At 63.2% G+C, this 16504-nt stretch carries 15 protein-coding genes; 12 read left to right on the top strand and 3 right to left on the bottom strand.

Translation table 11 applies throughout. The features are described 5' to 3' along the window. From KHP60_RS16380 to KHP60_RS16400, 5 genes are read left to right on the top strand one after another with little or no spacing between them, the layout of a single operon-like run. Complete coding sequence (locus tag KHP60_RS16380) at positions 1–1386, top strand: enolase (RefSeq protein ID WP_213565393.1); 1386 nt, start codon at positions 1–3, stop codon at positions 1384–1386. Positions 1387–1401: 15 nt separating this feature from the next. Further along, positions 1402–2589 (top strand): Gfo/Idh/MocA family protein, encoded by a 1188-nt coding sequence (locus tag KHP60_RS16385; protein WP_213565394.1) that lies wholly within the window; start codon positions 1402–1404, stop codon positions 2587–2589. Next, on the top strand, positions 2576–3766 hold the full coding sequence (locus KHP60_RS16390; RefSeq protein WP_213565395.1) for a dihydrodipicolinate synthase family protein: 1191 nt from the start codon (positions 2576–2578) through the stop codon (positions 3764–3766). The genes KHP60_RS16385 and KHP60_RS16390 overlap by 14 nt, the downstream gene beginning before the upstream one ends. A 3-nt stretch (positions 3767–3769) precedes the next feature. After that, positions 3770–4636, top strand: a complete 867-nt coding sequence (locus tag KHP60_RS16395; protein ID WP_213565396.1) for a sugar phosphate isomerase/epimerase — start codon at positions 3770–3772, stop codon at positions 4634–4636. Positions 4637–4690: 54 nt separating this feature from the next. After that, entirely contained in the window at positions 4691–5968 is a 1278-nt protein-coding gene (locus tag KHP60_RS16400) for an ABC transporter substrate-binding protein (RefSeq protein WP_213565397.1), read from the top strand. Between the two features lie 50 nt (positions 5969–6018). Here KHP60_RS16400 and KHP60_RS16405 read toward each other — a convergent pair whose 3' ends face one another. Together KHP60_RS16405 and KHP60_RS16410 are read right to left on the bottom strand one after the other, a co-directional pair. Then, positions 6019–7131: an Ldh family oxidoreductase gene (locus KHP60_RS16405; RefSeq protein WP_213565398.1), complete on the bottom strand. Its 1113-nt coding sequence runs from the start codon at positions 7129–7131 to the stop codon at positions 6019–6021. A gap of 80 nt (positions 7132–7211) precedes the next feature. Continuing rightward, complete coding sequence (locus KHP60_RS16410; protein ID WP_213565399.1) at positions 7212–8462, bottom strand: Gfo/Idh/MocA family protein; 1251 nt, start codon at positions 8460–8462, stop codon at positions 7212–7214. A gap of 362 nt (positions 8463–8824) precedes the next feature. On the opposite strand from KHP60_RS16410, the gene KHP60_RS16415 reads away from it, so the two are divergent. The 6 genes from KHP60_RS16415 (at position 8825) to KHP60_RS16440 (ending at position 14806) form a co-directional block, all read left to right on the top strand. Continuing rightward, entirely contained in the window at positions 8825–10105 is a 1281-nt protein-coding gene (locus tag KHP60_RS16415; RefSeq protein WP_213565400.1) for an ABC transporter substrate-binding protein, read from the top strand. An 88-nt stretch (positions 10106–10193) separates the two neighbouring features. Then, complete coding sequence (locus KHP60_RS16420) at positions 10194–11135, top strand: carbohydrate ABC transporter permease (protein WP_249688847.1); 942 nt, start codon at positions 10194–10196, stop codon at positions 11133–11135. Next, a complete protein-coding gene (locus KHP60_RS16425) occupies positions 11128–11997 on the top strand; it encodes a carbohydrate ABC transporter permease (RefSeq protein WP_213565401.1) in 870 nt (289 codons plus the stop codon). The genes KHP60_RS16420 and KHP60_RS16425 overlap by 8 nt, the downstream gene beginning before the upstream one ends. A 5-nt stretch (positions 11998–12002) precedes the next feature. Next, complete coding sequence (locus KHP60_RS16430; protein WP_213565402.1) at positions 12003–13034, top strand: Gfo/Idh/MocA family protein; 1032 nt, start codon at positions 12003–12005, stop codon at positions 13032–13034. Further along, positions 13034–13912 carry an SMP-30/gluconolactonase/LRE family protein gene (locus KHP60_RS16435; protein ID WP_213565403.1) on the top strand — a complete coding sequence of 293 codons (879 nt, stop codon included), beginning with the start codon at positions 13034–13036 and terminating at the stop codon, positions 13910–13912. The genes KHP60_RS16430 and KHP60_RS16435 overlap by 1 nt, the downstream gene beginning before the upstream one ends. A 90-nt stretch (positions 13913–14002) precedes the next feature. Continuing rightward, positions 14003–14806, top strand: a complete 804-nt coding sequence (locus KHP60_RS16440; RefSeq protein WP_213565404.1) for an NAD(P)-dependent oxidoreductase — start codon at positions 14003–14005, stop codon at positions 14804–14806. A gap of 94 nt (positions 14807–14900) precedes the next feature. Here the strand turns inward: KHP60_RS16440 and KHP60_RS16445 are convergent, their stop codons facing one another. Beyond that, the gene (locus KHP60_RS16445; protein ID WP_213565405.1) at positions 14901–16001 is read right to left on the bottom strand and encodes a Gfo/Idh/MocA family protein; all 1101 of its coding nucleotides are present in this window, start codon (positions 15999–16001) and stop codon (positions 14901–14903) included. Positions 16002–16308: 307 nt separating this feature from the next. Here KHP60_RS16445 and KHP60_RS16450 point away from each other — a divergent pair. Next, positions 16309–16504, top strand: a 196-nt coding sequence (locus KHP60_RS16450; RefSeq protein ID WP_213565406.1) for an ATP-binding cassette domain-containing protein, incomplete at its 3' end; no start/stop codon positions are given.

A 16504-nucleotide genomic window follows, 5' to 3' on the forward strand; every position in this document is an offset into this window, starting at 1 on the left:
ATGTCAGCGAGCCGGCTTCGCATTCGCGAGATCCAGACATTCGAGCGTCCGATGCGCTTTGCGCGGCCGTTCCGGTTCGGGCTCGTGACCGTCGACGAGGCGCCGCAGGCCTTCGTGCGGGTTGTCGTCGAGGTGGAGGGCGCCGGCTTGGCGACCGGCGTCACCGCCGAGATGATGATGCCGAAATGGTTCGACAAGAACCCGGCCAAGTCACCGCAGGACACGATCGCGGACCTGAAGGCGAGCCTCGGCGAGGCTGCTCGCAACTATGCCGAGGCTCAGGATTGGGACACAGCCTTCGGCCATCATGGGCGCGCCTTCGCGGCCCAGAAGATGTGGGCCGCCGACCAGGGACTGCCGGGGCTCGTCGCTTCGTTCGGGCCCGCGCTCGTCGACAAGGCCGTTGCCGATGCTGCCCTCAAGGCGCTGAAGCTCAGTTTCTCTGAAGGATTGCGGCGCAATATCTTCGGCATCGATGCGCGACAGACGCCGGATCTCGGCGCAGAGCGCATCCAGTCCTTCCTGGGAGAAATCCAGCCGGTTGGCGCGGTCCTGCTCCGGCACACGATCGGGCTGCTGGATTCCCTCGACGGGGCTGGCGGTCTCGAAGACGAAATTCGGCTGGCCCGCTTAAGGCTCTTTAAGATCAAGATCGGCGGGGACGTGGATGCGGACATCGCGCGCCTGCAGGCCATCCACGATCTTCTCTCACGACACGTTGCGGACTATCGTGCGACCCTCGACGCCAACGAGCAGTACGATCCGCAACGCCTGCGGGTTCTTCTCCAGGCGATGAGCGGCGGCGGCTTGCGCGCCTTCCGGGAGCACCTGCTCTACATCGAGCAGCCGTTCGACCGGACAGGAACCTTCGCGGCGCCCCTGGGCGATCTCGCCAGCGAAATTCCGTTCATCATCGACGAGGCGGATGGCGATTACGACGCCTTTCCGCGGACGATTGAGCTCGGCTATCGCGGCATTTCCTCGAAGGCCTGCAAGGGCTTCTACAAGTCGGTCCTGAATGCGGTCCGCGTCTCCGCTTTGAATGAGGCGCAATCGGGCCGGTTCTTCGTCTCCGCAGAGGATCTCACGTGCCAGCCAGGGCTTGGGATTCAGCAGGATACGGCGCTCGTTGCGACGCTCGGCCTGAGCCATGCCGAGCGCAACGGACACCATTACGTCGAGGGATTCGGCCCCGCACCGGATGCGGAGGCGGCGCGCTTTGCGGCCGCACATTCTGATCTCTACCGCAGGCATGACGGCCGTATCGGCCTTGCCTTCGAACGCGGGTCGTTGCCAACCGCGTCCCTCTTGTCTGCTCCAGGTTTTGCCAGCGGTGCCGAGCCAGATTGGAGCAGCCTCGTTCCGCTCGCACAACACCATCGTTGATAGGAGACATTTGTTATGACTCAGCGCAGATTAGGTATCGTCATGCATGGCGTGACGGGCCGCATGGGTATGAACCAGCATCTCATTCGCTCCGTTGCGGCCATCCGTGCCCAGGGCGGCGTGACGCTGTCCGACGGATCGAAGGTCCAACTCGATCCGATCCTGGTCGGGCGCAATGCGGAGAAGATCCAGGAACTCGCAAAGGCGCACGGCATCGACCGGTGGACGACCGATCTCGACGCCGCCATCGCGGACCCGAAGGATGAGATCTTCTTCGATGCCGCGACGACGCAGATGCGTCCGACCCTGCTGGAACAGGCGATCAACGCCGGCAAGCACATCTATTGCGAGAAGCCGATTTCCACGAATCTGCCGGAAGCTCTGCGGATCGTCCGTCTCGCCCGCGAGAAGGGTGTGAAGAACGGCACCGTGCAGGACAAGCTGTTCCTGCCCGGCCTGCAGAAGCTGAAGATGCTGCGCGATTCCGGCTTCTTCGGCCGCATGCTCTCCGTACGCGGCGAGTTCGGCTACTGGGTGTTCGAAGGCGATTGGGGCCAGCCGGCGCAGCGTCCATCCTGGAACTATCGCTCCGAGGATGGCGGCGGCATGATCCTCGACATGGTCTGCCACTGGCGCTACGTGCTCGACAACCTCTTCGGCGAGGTGCGCTCCGTCTCTTGCATCGGCTCGACGCACATCCCCGAGCGCGTGGATGAAAAGGGCAAGCCCTATCCGGCGACCGCCGACGATTCCGCCTATGCCACCTTCATGCTCGATGGCGGCGTGATCGCCCACATCAACATGTCGTGGTGCACCCGGGTCTATCGGGACGATCTCGTCACGTTCCATGTGGACGGAACGCACGGTTCCGCCGTCGCCGGTCTCACCGATTGCGTGATCCAGCCGCGTCAGGCCACCCCGCGCCCGGTCTGGAATCCGGATCAGAAGCAGACGATCGACTTCTACGCCGACTGGCAGCCGGTGCCCGACAACGTGGTCTACGACAACGGCTTCAAGACCCAGTGGGAGATGTTCGTCCGCCACGTGGTCGAGGACGCACCCTACCGCTACACGCTGGTGGAGGGCGCCAAGGGTGTTCAACTCGTCGAATGCGCTCTCGAGAGCTGGCGCGAGCGTCGTTGGGTCGACGTGCCGCCGCTGAATGTGGGCGCCGCGAAGGAGAAGCAGCATGAACCGGCCTGAGACCGTCAGCGCCCTGTCGATCCGCCTGCCGCAGGCGGATCGCAGTCTCGAGACGTATAGGCTTTCCGCGCCGAAATCCTTCCCGGACAAGGTGAGCGGGCCGATGAACCGCATCGCGTTCTCGGCCGCCCATGTGGTCGCCGATCCGCTCGCCGACGCGGACCCGTGGCTGCAGGCCGCGATCGACTGGGACAAGACGATCGCGTATCGCGAGCGTCTGTGGGATCTCGGCCTCGGCGTTGCCGAGGCGATGGATACGGCGCAGCGTGGCATGGGGCTCGACTGGCCCACGTCGCTCGAGCTGATCCGCCGCTCGGTCGGCGCCGCCAAGGCGCGCGGCGATGCCCTCGTGTTCTCCGGCGCCGGCACCGATCATCTGGCGCCGGAAGCCGCACGCAGCATCGACGACGTGATCCGCGCCTATGAGGAGCAGATCGAGGCCATCGAGGCGGTCGGCGGGCGCATCATTCTGATGGCTTCCCGGGCTCTCGCCCGCGTCGCCAAATCCGCCGACGACTATGTGGCGGTTTACAACCGCATCCTCGGACAGGTGAAGGAGCCCGTGATCATCCACTGGCTCGGCGACATGTTCGACCCGGCCCTCGCCGGCTATTGGGGCACGGGCGATCTCGATGCCGCCATGGACACCTCCGTGGCGATCATCAACGCCAATGCGTCCAAGGTCGACGGCGTCAAGATCTCGCTCCTCGACAAGGACAAGGAGATCGCCATGCGACGCCGCCTCGACGAGCGCGTGCGCATGTATACGGGCGACGACTTCAACTATGCCGAGCTGATCGCCGGTGACGACCAGGGCTACTCGCATGCGCTCCTGGGCATCTTCGATGCCATCGCGCCGGCGGCCTCCTCAGCCCTCGTGAGCCTCGCGGCCGGCAACCTCGACGCGTTCCATGAGGCGCTGGCGCCGACGGTTCCGCTGTCGCGGCACATCTTCCGGGCGCCGACGCGGTTCTACAAAACCGGTGTGGTGTTCATGGCCTATCTCAACGGCCACCAGGACCACTTCACCATGGTCGGCGGACAGGAGAGCGCCCGCTCGACCCTGCATCTCGCCGAGCTCTTCCGTCTCGCGGATAAGGCCGGCCTCCTGCTGGACCCGGACCTCGCGGTGGAGCGCATGCGCTTCGTCCTGGCCACGCATGGGGTGGAGGCGTGAAGCATGCGTGACTTTTCCGGCGATCACCGCGCCCTGTCGATCAACACGGCGACGGTGAGAAAACAGGGCGACCTCGTCGCCATCACGGAGGCCTGCGCCAGAGCCGAGATCAAGGCGATCTCGCCCTGGCGCGATCAGGTGGCGACCGTCGGTCTCAACCGGGCCGTGGCCGCCGTGAAGGACGCGAGGCTCGAACTCTCCGGCTATTGCCGCGGCGGCATGTTCCCGGCCGATGCGTCACGGCTGCAGGAGGCGACCGACGACAACCGCCGCGCGGTGGACGAGGCGGTTGCGCTCGGCGCGCCCTGCCTCGTGCTCGTGGTGGGTGGCCTGCCGCAATATTCACGGCCCGGCTCGCAGCCGTCGAAGGACATTGACGCCGCGCGCGCCATGGTCGAGGACGGCATCGCGACGCTGCTCGAATATTCCCGTCAGGCTGGCCTCCCGCTCGCCATCGAGCCGCTGCATCCGATGTATGCGGCGGACCGCGCCTGCGTGAACACCATGCGCCAGGCACTCGACATCTGCGACCGGGTCGACCCCGAGCGCACGGGAATGCTCGGCCTCGCGGTCGACGTCTACCATGTCTGGTGGGATCCGGAACTGAAGGAACAGATCCGCCGCACCGGCAAGGACCGCTTGCTGGCCTATCACGTCTGCGACTGGCTCGTGCCCACCACGGACCTGCTGCTCGACCGCGGCATGATGGGCGACGGCGTCATCGACCTGCGCGGCATTCGTGAGGCCGTCGAAGCGGTTGGCTTCACGGGCTATTCGGAAGTCGAGATCTTCTCGGAGAACAACTGGTGGCAAAAGCCGATGGATGAGGTTCTCGCCACCTGCATCGAACGGCACCGTACGGTCGTCTGACAAGACGGCCCAATCAACAAACCGCAATTTCCTGACAATCAGGAGGCGACAACGATGGCAGGAAACGTCTCACGCCGCACCTTCATGGCAGCCGCCGGTGCGTCCATGCTTGCCCACAAGGCCGCATGGGCGCAGGAGAGCACCCGGTTCCGGATCTTCTGGTGGGGGTCCAAGGAGCGCGCCGACAGAACCTTGAAGGCGGCGGCGCTGTACCAGCAACGCAATCCGCACATCAAGATCGACGGCGAATCCCTGTCCTTCACCGATTACTGGCCGAGGCTTGCGACGCAAGTCGCCGGACGCAACGCTCCCGATCTCATCCAGATGGATTATCGCTACCTTGCCGAGTATGCGCGGCGCGGTGTCCTTCTTCCCCTCGACGAGTACGTGGGGAAAGATCTGCAGATCGGCGATTTCGGTCAGGCCTCGCTCGACAGCTGCAAGGTGGACGGAAAGCTCTTTGCCATCAACCTGGGCAACAACTCCCATGCCCTGATCTACAACAAGGCGGCCTTTCAGAAGGCGAGCGTCGACGAGCCCGTCATCGGAACGAGCTGGGACAAGTTCGCCGCAATCTGCGCCGAGGTCACGAAAGCCCATGACGGTTCCTATTTCGGCACTGTCGACGCGGGCGCAGACGAGGCCGCCTTCGAGAACTGGCTGCGCCAGCGCGGCAAGGCGCTCTACACGGAAGACGGCAAGCTCGGCTTCGGGGAAGCGGATGTCGGAGATTGGCTCTCGCTCTGGGTGAAGATGCGCGAGGTGAAGGCCTGCCCGCCTGCAGACATTCAGGCGCTCGATAAGAGCGGTCCCGATACCAGCCTGCTCACGCAGGGGCGCGCGGGTTGCGCCTTCAACCATTCCAACCAGTTCGTCGGCTTCCAGGCCATCAACAAGAATGCGCTCGGCATCGCCACCTATCCGCAGGGCGCGGGTCCCAATCCGGGCCAGTATCTCAAGCCTTCGATGATGTGGAGCATCTATGCCCGCACGAAGGTTGCCCCGGAGGTGGTGAAGTTCGCCAACTTCACCGTCAAGGATCCGGAAGGGGCGCGAGTCCTCGGCGTCGAGCGCGGGGTGCCGCCCTCGCCGTCGACACGGAGGGCGGTGTCGGATCAGCTCGACGAGATGAGCAAGAAGGTGGTCGATTTCATCGCGGAGGTATCGCAGCACGTCGGGCCGATCCCGCCTGCGCCGCCTCAAGGGGCCGGCGAGATTCAGGTTCTGATCAGACGCGTCAACGAGCAGGTCGGCTTCGGACGCTCGTCCGCATCGGCCGCGGCAAAGCAGTACATCGCCGAGGCGAATTCGATTCTGGCGCGCGGGCGCTGATCAGGCTGATCGCTCCGGGCTCCTGTTCGCGTGGCGGGAGCCCATTATTCTCAGGCGGCCATCGCCGGCTGCAGCAGGTAAGGGGCGCCCGCGGCCTCGGCAATTTCCCGCACCTTCAGTTTCAACGTCTCAGGGATCGGAATGCCCGTGACGAGCCGCTCTTCGCGAGCGGCCCATTCCGGTTCGCCCGGCACCAGAACCGGTTTGTCCTCGCGGACCGGCTTGGTGGCATGCAGGGTGTCGACGACGACCTCCACGTCCGACTGGAAGGCATCGAACGGCCGGAAGGCCGCTGGATTCAGGGCCATGAAGAAATGACCGATATTGTCGGGGTCCGAGGGCTTCTGCGTCCTGTTCCGGACCGGCGAGAAGGAGGCGCCGGACAGGCTGCCCGATAGGATCTGGGCGATCAGGCCAAGCCCATAACCCTTGTGCCCGCCCATATCGCTGCCATCGCCGCCGATGGGTGTGAGGCCACCTTCCTGACCGTCGAAAATCTGCCGGAAGGCTCTGCCGGAATCGGTGACGGGGCGTCCATCGCCGTCAATCACCCATCCGGCAGGAAGATCCTTGCCCTGCAGGGCATAGACCTTGACCTTGTTGGCCGCGACGACGCTGGTGGAAATGTCGACACAGACGCTTGGATGCCGGCCGGCAGGCACTGCGACGGCAATCGGATTGGTGCCGAGCACACGCTCGACCCCGTTCGTCGGCACGACGGAGATCACGCGGGTCGTCGACGACACGACGCCGATCAGCCCGCGTTCCGCGGCCATCGTGGCGTAATAGCCAGCGGCACCGAAATGGTGGGAGTTGAACACCGACACGACGCCGACATCGTGCGCCAGCGCCTTCTCGATGGCGAGGTCCATGCCCATGAGGGCAGCAGGATGACCCAACCCGGCTCCGCCATCGATCAAGGCTGTGCTGGCGCTCTGGCGGACGATTCGAGGTTCGGCCTGAAGGTGGAGCTGTCCCGCCTTCTGCATCTGGGCATATTGGGTCAGCATCGAGATCCCGTGGGAGTCGATGCCGCGCAGATCGGTCTCGACCATCACCTCGGCCGTGAGGCGCAGCTTCTCCTCGCCCATGCCCCAGGCCCGCAGGATCGCCTCGATCTGGGCGCGAATCACGTCCGCCGAGAAATTCTCACTCGCGATCATTGTGCGTTCTCTCGCGTGGTCCATTAGGCTGCTCCCGCGGAGCAGATGAGGAGGTGGCTGTTGCCACCTCCCGTCGAGCATCAGGCGGCAATGGCCTGAGCCGGATCGAGCAGCTTCGAGACGCTGACCATCTGGCCCGTCTTCGAGCTCTGGAGCGCCGCGATTCCGCACAGCACCGACATGGCGCCGGCGCGCGAGCCGGCACGCTGGTTCAGCGGGTCAGGGGTCCCCGGCTTGAAGAGCATGTCCTGCAGCTTCGGGTCGCCGCCAAAGTGCCCGCCCGGCTCGTGCGGGACCTGGATCGTCTCGACGCCGCCGAAATTCCGCACGAGCTGGATCTCGTCGTATTCCGGTGTTTCCCAGGGCTGGCGCTCGTATTGCCGCATCTGGATGCGGCCCTTGGTGCCATCGAAGGCGATGAAATGTCCCTCGATCGGCATGTAGGTGTTCACCGAATAGGTGACCTGCACGCTTTTCCGGTAACGAATCATGGCCGACATCGTGTCGGGAATATTGATCTCTTCGCGGAACACGCAGGCGTCACGGACATAACCGTCCTCGCGGGAGGGATCCTCATAGAGGGCTTCGAGCCACGGATCCTTGCTGATGTCGACAAAATAGTCGCAATAGCTGGCATGCTCACAGGTCTTGCAGCGCTCGCCGCGAAAGGGATTGACCTTGCCGTACTTACGCAGGCTCGCGAAGGCGAAGACCTCCTCCGGGTCGTCGTCCAGGTACCAGTTCATCAGGTCGAAATGGTGAGTGCTCTTATGCACGAAAAGGCTGCCGGAATTCTCTTCCACCGCGTGCCAGCGGCGGAAGTAGTCCGCCCCGTGCTTGTTGTCGAGAAACCAGTGGAAATCGATGGAGGTCACATCACCAATCACGCCAGAGTTGAGGAGCTCCTTGATCTTCCGTACGGTCGGAGCGTAGCGGTAATTGAAGGTCACATCGACGCGGCGTCCGGTGCGCTTCTCGGCCTCGAGGATGCGCCGCACCTTCTCGGCCGTGGTCGTCATCGGCTTCTCGGTGATGACATCCACCCCAGCCTCAAGCGCCCGCACGATCATGTCATCGTGATTCGAGTCTCTGGTGCAGACAATCACCTGGTCCGGCTTGACCGTCGCGATCATCTCCTGGGCGTCGGTATAGATGGGGGCATCGATCCCCAGGAAACCCCGGGCGCGCTCGGCACGAAGCCGGTTGGTGTCACAGAGGGCGACGATGTCCACGTAGTCGCTATAGCCCTTGACCACGTTGATCCCCCACATGCTCGTGCCGCGATGGCCAGTGCCGATGAGGGCGATGCGTTTCCTGCTTGAGCGATCCATTCTCTTGGGTTCTCCTGCTGCTTCGCTCTTAAGGTAATTTGAGCGTTTAATTTGTCAGACAAATCCCAGCCTTAGCCGTTGGTGGACCAGGGATGTGGCTGTTCCTGTAAGCGATTATCTCTAGGGAAGCTTCGGTGCGGAAGCTTAGATCGCCAAATTACATCATACAACTGGTTGACATACAACCATTCTAAATTCTAGCTTCATGTCGGATGGCGACAAAAGAAAACCGCTCTCGTAACGTATGGGGTCAAGGGACTGAAGCCTCGGCGGGACGGGTGCCAAAGAAAAAAAGTTGTCGCCGAGAGAGGCCATGATTTCGGGTGACCGTCGAAGCGGCGCCCAAGAGGGAGATACGCCACATGACTCGCGACCTTAACCGTAGAACTTTGCTGAAGGCGGCCCTTGGGTCCGCCGGTCTCAGCGCGCTGGGAAGCCTCCCGGCCTTTGCCCAGGATGCCCGCGTCCGTCTGTATTGGTGGGGATCCAAGGAGCGCGCCGATCGCACGCTGAAAGCGGTCTCGCTCTACCAGGAGCGGAACCCGAACGTGAAGATCGACGGCGAGACCCTGGCCTGGGGCGATTACTGGCCGCGGCTCGCGACCCAGGCGGCCGGCCGCAACGCGCCGGACCTGATCCAGATGGACTATCGCTATGTCGCGGAATATGCCCGTCGCGGCGCGCTGCTGCCCCTCGACGAGTTCCTGGGCAAGTCGCTGGACATCAGCGACTTCGACAAGGCCTCCCTCGACAGCTGCAAGGTCGACGGCAAGCTCTACGGCATCAATATCGGCAACAACTCGAACGCCCTGATCTACAACAAGGCGGCGTTCCAGAAGGCCGGCGTGGCGGAACCGATCGACGTGACGTGGGACAAGTTCTTCGAGCTCGCCGCAGCCGTCACCAAGGCGCATAACGGCGAATATTTCGGGACGTCCGACGCCAGCGCCGAAGAGGTCGCTTTCGAGAACTGGCTGCGCCAGCGCGGCAAGGCGCTCTATACTGAAGACGGCAAGCTCGGCTTGGACGAGAAGGATGCGGCCGACTGGTTTGCCATGTGGGCCAAGGCGCGCGAAACGAAGGCCTGCCCTCCGGCCGATCTCCAAGCGCTCGACAAGAACAACATCGAGACCAACCTGCTGACCCAGGGCCGCGCGGCCTGCGCGTTCAACCACTCGAACCAGTATGTCGGCTATCAGGTGCTCAACAAGAACCCGCTCGGCATCACCATGTATCCGCAGGGCGCAGGCCCGAATCCCGGCCATTATCTCAAGCCGTCGATGATGTGGAGCATCTATGCCCGCAGCAAGGTGGCCGAGCCTGCGGTCAAGTTCGCAAACTTCACGGTGAAGGATGTGGATGGCGCGAAGCTTCTCGGCGTGGAGCGCGGCGTTCCGGCGTCTCCGAAGGTCCGCGAGGCCGTGTCGGCGGAGCTCGACGCACAAGGCAAGCTCGTGGTGGATTTCATCTCTCACGTCACGCCGAAGGTCGGGCCGATCCCGCCCGCGCCTCCGAAGGGCGCCGGCGAGATCCAGACCATGCTGCGCCGGATTTCCGAACAGGTCGGCTTCGGACGTATGTCCACGGCCGACGGCGGCAAGCAGTATGTCAGCGAAGCCCAGGCCATTCTGAGCCGCGCCTGACGACAAGCGTCTTCTGACTCACCAGGCCGACCCAGCCGAACCGGGTCGGCCTGTCCGTCTATCATGACATTGCTGTGAGCCATTCTGCATGACAACAACTGCTCAAATTCCTTTGACGATCAGCGAGCCGGAGAAGCGCAGCAAGCGTCGGGGAGAATTGTCCCGTGCGCTCGTCTCCTATTCCTTTCTAGCGCCCTGGCTCATCGGCTTTCTCGGGCTGACCCTTGGCCCGACGCTCGCATCCCTTTATCTGTCCTTTACCAATTTCGACCTGCTGCAGGATCCGCAATTCATCGGAACCGCCAATTACCAGCGCATCGTCACCAATGACGTGAAGTTCTGGCATTCCATGCAGGTGACGTTTACCTATGTCATCCTGGCCGTCCCGTTGAAGCTCGCCTTCGCGCTCGGCCTTGCCATGGTCCTCAACCGCGGCATCGCCGGGCTCCCGCTCTATCGGGCTCTCTTCTATTTGCCCTCTCTGCTCGGCGCGAGCGTCGCCATCGCCGTGCTCTGGCGCCAGCTCTTCGCCAAGGACGGCCTCGTCAATGTGGCGCTGGCCCTCTTCGGCATCGATGGGCCGAGCTGGATCTCCGATCCGAACTATTCGCTCTACACGCTGGTGCTGCTCAGCATCTGGCAGTTCGGCTCACCGATGATCATCTTCCTCGCCGGCCTGCGGCAGATCCCGCCGGACGTGTACGAGGCCGCCAGCATCGACGGCGCAAACAAGATGCAGCAGTTCGTCAAGATCACTCTTCCGCTGCTCACCCCGGTCATCTTCTTCAACGGCATCGTGCAGACCATCGATGCGTTCAAGGCCTTTACGCCGGCCTTCATCATCAGCGAGGGCACCGGCGGACCGATCGACTCGACCCTCTTCTACACCCTGTACCTGTATCAGGAAGGCTTCGCCTATTTCCGCATGGGATATGCGTCGGCTTTGGCATGGATCCTTCTGATCATCATTGCCTGCTTCACCGCCTTCTCGTTCCTCACCTCTCGCTACTGGGTCCATTACAATGACTGATGCTTCAACAACAGTCGCAACGACACCGAACGTCGGCAGAGCCCGCTCTCTCCTGTACCATGTGATCCTGTGCGGCGTGTCGCTGCTCATGCTCTATCCGCTGCTGTGGATGCTCGCGAGCAGCTTCAAGCCCGACGACGAGATCTTCGGCAACGCCTCGCTGTGGCCGGACACCTTTACCATCGACGCCTATATCCGCGGCTGGTCGGGTTTGACGGTCAGCTTCGGGACATTCTTCTGGAACTCGCTGGTGATCGCGGTCCTCAGCGTAATCGGCAACGTGTTCTCCTGTTCGCTGGCGGCCTACGCTTTCGCGCGGCTGAGATTCCCGCTGAAGAACTTCTGGTTCGCACTCATGCTCGGCACGCTGATGCTGCCGTATCACGTGACCCTCATTCCGCAGTATGTGCTCTTCCTGAACCTCGACTGGGTGAACACCTTCCTGCCGCTGGTGGTGCCCAAGTTCCTCGCCGCGGACGCCTTCTTCATCTTCCTGCTCTACCAGTTCTTCCGTGGCATTCCGCGCGAACTCGACGAGGCGGCGATCATCGACGGAGCCGGACCCTGGCGCATTTTCTGGAGCGTCATGCTGCCCTTGTCGGTGCCGGCGCTCGCCACGGCGGCGATCTTCACCTTCATCTGGACCTGGGACGATTTCTTCGGCCCGCTGATCTACCTGAACGACGCGAGCCAGTACACGGTCCAGCTCGGTCTGCGCACCTTCGTGGACTCGACGGGCAAGTCCGACTGGAGCGCCCTGTTCGCCATGTCCGTGGTGGCCCTGATCCCGGTCCTGCTGTTCTTCGTGGTCTTCCAGCGCCTGCTGATCGAAGGCATCGCGACCACCGGTCTGAAGGGTTGAGGCGGATGTCGGCATCGGGAATTCGCTTCGCCGTGATCGGCATCAACCACAACCACATCTTCGGCCAGGTTGATGCCCTTCTCGGCGCAGGGGCCGAGTTCGCATCCTTCTTCGCCAAGGAGGACGACCTCGCCGCTCCCTTCGCTGAGCGCTATCCGCAGGCGGAACGCGTTCATGACGCCCGCCGGATCCTGGAGGACGACGGCATCGCCATCGTGCTGAGCGCCGCAATTCCCAAGGACCGGGCGCGGATCGGCATCGAGGTCATGCGCCACGGCAAGGACTACATGGTCGACAAGCCGGGCATGATCACGCTCGAAGAGTTGGAAGAGGTTCGCCGGGTTCAGAAGGAGACCGGGCGCATCTATTCGATCTTCTATTCCGAGCATTTCAGCAGCCGCGTCACCAACAAGGCCGGCGAGCTGATCCGCTCCGGTGCCATCGGCCAGGTGGTGAACACCTTGGGCCTCGGCCCGCATCGGCTGAACGCCCCCATCCGTCCTTCGTGGTTCTTCGAGCGGGACGCCTATGGCGGAATCCTGACCGACATCGCATCCCATCAATGCGAGCAGTTCCTGTTCTATACGGGCGCGACGGATGCCGAGGTCACCCATGCTATGGTGGCCAACCGCAACAATCCTCAGACACCGGGACTTCAGGATTTCGGCGAGATGACCCTCAGGTCGGCCGATGCCACGGGCTATATCCGCGTGGACTGGTTTACGCCGGACGGCCTGCCGATCTGGGGCGATGGACGCGTCATGATCGTCGGCACCGACGGCTATATCGAGATGCGCAAATACATCGACATTGCCGGGCGCGAGGGCAAGGATCACCTCTTCCTGGTGGACAAGACCGGCATGCGCCATCTCGACTGCTCCAACGAAGATTTGCCTTACGGGAACGATCTCCTCAACGATGTCCGGAACCGGACCGAGACGGCGATGGGCCAGGAGCATTGCTTCAAGGCCATGGAGCTGACCCTCAAGGCTCAGGCGGTGGCGGAAGCGGCTCCTGCCGGGCGGGAGGCCCGGTGATGCTCGAATTCCGCCTGCTCAAGGACGTGCGCTGCGGGATCGGCGAGAGCCCCGTCTGGGACGACCGCCGCAAGGTCCTGTTCTTCATCGACATCAAGGCACCGGCCATTCACTCCATCCGCCTCGATAGCACGGATCACCGCACCTGGACGATGCCGAGGGTCGTCGGCTCCATCGGACTCGGGGCCAGCGGCAGGCTGGTCGTGGCGCTGGAGCGCACGATCGCCGTCTTCGATCCGGAGAGCGAGAGCCTGGACATCGTCGCAGAGGTCCCAGGCGAACCCGCCTGGCATCGCCTGAACGACGGGAAGGTCGGGCCCGACGGCGCCTTCTGGGTCGGCTCGATGGACGACCGTCCCCAGAAGGAGCCGCGCGGATCTCTCTATCGCGTCGATGGGCGCGGTCAGGTGACCCGCGTCCTCGAACATGCCTGCCTCGTGTCGAACGGGCTGGCCTGGTCGGCCGATGGCCGCACCATGTTCCACTCCGATTCCCGCGGCCCCTGGATCGACCGCTACGATTTCGAACCGTCCTCGGGCCGGCTCGCGAACCGAGTGCGCATCGCCACGCTCGACGAAGCCACGGGACGGCCGGATGGCGGCGCCTGCGACGCGGAGGGATTCTACTGGAGTTCCGGCGTGTCCGCCGGGAGACTGAACCGCTTCTCCCATGAGGGAGAGATCGTGGCGTCCCACCCTGTTCCCGTGCCGGCGCCCACCATGCCGTGCTTCTGCGGAGACGACCTGAAGACTCTGGTCATCACATCCCTCAAGCCGGACAATCCCGACGTGCTGGCCTCCGCTCCGCAATCCGGGAGCCTGTTCATTGCGTCCTCTCCGGTGGCCGGTGCCCGGATCGAACGGTGGGCGGATGTCTGACGGGCATGCTTGCTCCGGCCCGTCGGGTTGGCGAAATTCATCATATATCCTATAAATAATGATCTCGATCCTCATCACCGCGATCCGACCATGAACTCGCAACGAATTCTGCTCACCGGCGCCGCAGGCCGTCTTGGAGGTATTCTGCGCCAAGCCTTCGCGGGACGTTTCCAGCTGCTTCGGCTCTCCGATGTCGCCCCTATGGGAGCAGCGGGGGAGGGCGAGGAGATCGTCACCTGCGATCTGGCCGATGCAACGACCGTTCAGGTCCTGTGCGAGGGGATTGATGCCATCGTCCACCTCGGCGGCATTCCCTATGAGACCGGATGGCCCGAGCTGCTCCAGTCCAATATCGCCGGCACCATCAATCTGTACGAAGGCGCACGGCATGCCGGGGTCGACCGGGTCATCTTCGCGAGCAGCAATCATGCCTCCGGCATGTATCCGAACGACACAGCTATTTCCGGAGAAAGCCCGCCCCGCCCCGATTCGCGCTATGGGCTGACGAAGGCCTTCGGGGAGGATGTGGCGGCGCTGTATGCCTACAAGCACGGCATCCGCAGCCTCTGCCTGAGGATCGGCTCGTGCCTGCCGAAGCCGGATAACAAGCGCGCCCTGTCCACCTGGCTGTCCCATGGCGATTTCGTGCGCCTGGTCGAGGTGGGGCTGACCGCCGATTACGTCCACGAGATCGTCTACGGCGTCTCCGGCAACACCCGCTCCTGGTGGGACAATTCCGCCGCCTATCGTCTCGGCTACGAGCCGCGGGACGATGCGGAAATCTATGCGGCGGAAGTCGAAGCGATCGAGCTCGGCACGGAACTCGCGCGTCAGTACCAGGGCGGAAACTTCGTGCCGGAGGAGTTCTCAGGACGCAAGGAATGGCTGGGCTGAGGTTCGGTCGGGCAGACGATCAACTCGCCTGCGCGGCGGAGCAAAAAGACCCGGGGCGATGCGTGTCGCCTCGGGTCTTTTCATGCGGTGACGACTACGCCCGGGCGGCGTAACGCAGGATGTCGGCGCCTTTGTTCGCGAGGCTCCAGTTCGCGTAGCGCGGGTGATCGGGACCGACCTGAAGGGTCTGCGGACGCTCGGTCTCGATGGATTGGTAGAAGGCCGTCAGAAGCTCCAGCGAGCGGCGCGCATCGGCCAGGGTAATAGGAAGCTCTGTCCCGGAGACGAGCGCTTCGTGATAGGGAGCGAACAATCCCTCGAAGCGCGTCGGAACGAAATTCCATCCCTCGAATGCCTGATCGATCTGGGCCTGCACCTCCGGGGAGGCGGGGATGATCTTCCAGGGATCGTCGCCGGGCGCGTAGGGTTTCTGGCAGCTCTCGAAGGTCACGTTTTCGAAGCTGAAGCGCAGGCGGCTGATCTCGTCCTGCGAGCCCAGGGTCGCTGCCGTGGACGCCAGAGCCCCGCTCTGCATCTCCAGGCTGCCGACGACGCAATCCTCCACCTCGATGTCGTTCACGCGGGTGGCGGCGCGCGCAAACACAGATTTGACCGGGCCCATGACGAAGGTGAGAAGGTCGTGCAGGTGGATCGCATGGGTGACGAGAACACCACCGAGCTCGGTGTCCCAGCGCCCCCGCCAAGGATTGTCGTAATACTTCGCGGTCCGCTTCCAGAACACCTCGACGGAAGCGAGATAAGGCTTTCCGGCAATGCCCTGGTCGATGATGTGCTTGGCCTTCATGATGCCGTTTCCATAGCGGTACTGGAAGATCGGCAGGACGCGGCCGCGGGACTGCTTCTCCGCCTCGATCACCTTATCGACATCCGCAACCGAACCCACCAGCGGCTTCTCGCAGACCACGTTCTTGCCGGCCGCGAGAGCCGCCAGGATCTGCTCGAGATGAACCGCCGGGGGCGTGCAGACGTCGACGATGTCCACATCGTTCATCCGCAGGATTTCGGCATAATCCTTGGTCCGGCGCTCGATGCCGAACTCATCGCCGATGCTGGCCAAGCGCTCGTCATTGAGGTCGCAGATGGCGACCACGCGGAACTTGTCCGGATGGGCCGCATAGGAAACGATGTGGGTGCGGCCGATTCCGCAGCCGACGACCGCAACATTCTTGATCATGAGCGCTTTTCTCCCTTCACTCCGAGCCGCGCAGGCTGTTCGGAGCTTGACGATGCAGACATGGTTCCCGTGCGGCGGCAGACGGATCTGCAAACGGACGACGGCGACGCGTTGTGGCCGAGTTTCAGGAACCGTAGTCTTCGCGATGCAACGGCACTCCGGCTTGCATGTCAAGATTTGTCGTGCAACATGATATGTGTTTAACTTGATCAAGTCGCAGAAACACCTACCATAGCGTAGCCGTATCAAGGTTCTGGCAGGGCACCCTGAGAGTGCCCCGAACGCACAATGTTTTGGAGGAAGCCCAGTGGCCTCAGTCGAGATCCGCAACATCCGTAAGAATTTCGGAACGGTTCCGATCATTCACGGCGTATCGATAGACATCCAGGACGGGGAGTTCGTGATCCTCGTCGGGCCGTCGGGATGCGGCAAGTCCACCCTTCTGCGCATGATCGCCGGGCTGGAGAACATCTCCGGCGGCGAGCTGCGCATCGGCCCGCGGG

The organism is Microvirga sp. 3-52, from assembly GCF_018383585.1.
Classification (GTDB): domain Bacteria; phylum Pseudomonadota; class Alphaproteobacteria; order Rhizobiales; family Beijerinckiaceae; genus Microvirga.

Excerpts from the sequence above, each read along its gene's own strand:
- KHP60_RS16380 (WP_213565393.1), top strand. The coding sequence starts at position 1 with ATGTCAGCGAGCCGGCTTCGCATTCGCGAGATCCAGACATTCGAGCGT.
- KHP60_RS16385 (WP_213565394.1), top strand. The coding sequence starts at position 1,402 with ATGACTCAGCGCAGATTAGGTATCGTCATGCATGGCGTGACGGGCCGC.
- KHP60_RS16390 (WP_213565395.1), top strand. The coding sequence starts at position 2,576 with ATGAACCGGCCTGAGACCGTCAGCGCCCTGTCGATCCGCCTGCCGCAG.
- KHP60_RS16395 (WP_213565396.1), top strand. The coding sequence starts at position 3,770 with ATGCGTGACTTTTCCGGCGATCACCGCGCCCTGTCGATCAACACGGCG.
- KHP60_RS16400 (WP_213565397.1), top strand. The coding sequence starts at position 4,691 with ATGGCAGGAAACGTCTCACGCCGCACCTTCATGGCAGCCGCCGGTGCG.
- KHP60_RS16405 (WP_213565398.1), bottom strand. The coding sequence starts at position 7,131 with ATGATCGCGAGTGAGAATTTCTCGGCGGACGTGATTCGCGCCCAGATC.
- KHP60_RS16410 (WP_213565399.1), bottom strand. The coding sequence starts at position 8,462 with ATGGATCGCTCAAGCAGGAAACGCATCGCCCTCATCGGCACTGGCCAT.
- KHP60_RS16415 (WP_213565400.1), top strand. The coding sequence starts at position 8,825 with ATGACTCGCGACCTTAACCGTAGAACTTTGCTGAAGGCGGCCCTTGGG.
- KHP60_RS16420 (WP_249688847.1), top strand. The coding sequence starts at position 10,194 with ATGACAACAACTGCTCAAATTCCTTTGACGATCAGCGAGCCGGAGAAG.
- KHP60_RS16425 (WP_213565401.1), top strand. The coding sequence starts at position 11,128 with ATGACTGATGCTTCAACAACAGTCGCAACGACACCGAACGTCGGCAGA.
- KHP60_RS16430 (WP_213565402.1), top strand. The coding sequence starts at position 12,003 with ATGTCGGCATCGGGAATTCGCTTCGCCGTGATCGGCATCAACCACAAC.
- KHP60_RS16435 (WP_213565403.1), top strand. The coding sequence starts at position 13,034 with ATGCTCGAATTCCGCCTGCTCAAGGACGTGCGCTGCGGGATCGGCGAG.
- KHP60_RS16440 (WP_213565404.1), top strand. The coding sequence starts at position 14,003 with ATGAACTCGCAACGAATTCTGCTCACCGGCGCCGCAGGCCGTCTTGGA.
- KHP60_RS16445 (WP_213565405.1), bottom strand. The coding sequence starts at position 16,001 with ATGATCAAGAATGTTGCGGTCGTCGGCTGCGGAATCGGCCGCACCCAC.